This is a genomic window from Maribellus maritimus (genome assembly GCF_022267315.1).
GTDB lineage: Bacteria > Bacteroidota > Bacteroidia > Bacteroidales > Prolixibacteraceae > Draconibacterium > Draconibacterium maritimum.
In genome coordinates, this window is the sequence record NZ_JAIKLE010000189.1 from 1 (window position 1) to 352 (window position 352).

Genomic DNA, 352 nt, shown 5'->3' on the forward strand with positions numbered 1-352 from the left:
TTGCGTTCTTCTTTTACCAGCAGTATTACCTGCGACTCAACAGACTTGTACCTTTCCCACCGTCTTAGGTATTTATAGTATGCATCGCGTTTCAGGTTAAAGCAAGCACATACTTTTGATATGCTTGCTATACCTGAGTGTTTTGTAATTGCAACAGCCTTCATCAGGGCTTGATGTTTAAATTTTTTTTTAACTCATCCACGTTCTTATACCCCAGTTTTTCTGCTGCTACTTCCAGATATGAATCCAGGGCCAACTTGTCAAGGTCTTTCTTTATCAGCAACTCTTTTAGTTGCTTGATCTCCTTTTGCAAGGCTTTCAGACGTGATGTTTCTCCTTCTGTTTCCACTAG

Annotated in this window: 1 protein-coding gene; it reads right to left on the reverse strand. The window is 40.1% G+C overall.

Annotation, left to right across the window (positions count from 1 at the left end):
- Positions 1-163: 163 nt before the first annotated feature.
- Positions 164-352, reverse strand: a 189-nt coding sequence (locus K5G00_RS29620) for a hypothetical protein (protein WP_238770276.1), incomplete at its 5' end; no start/stop codon positions are given.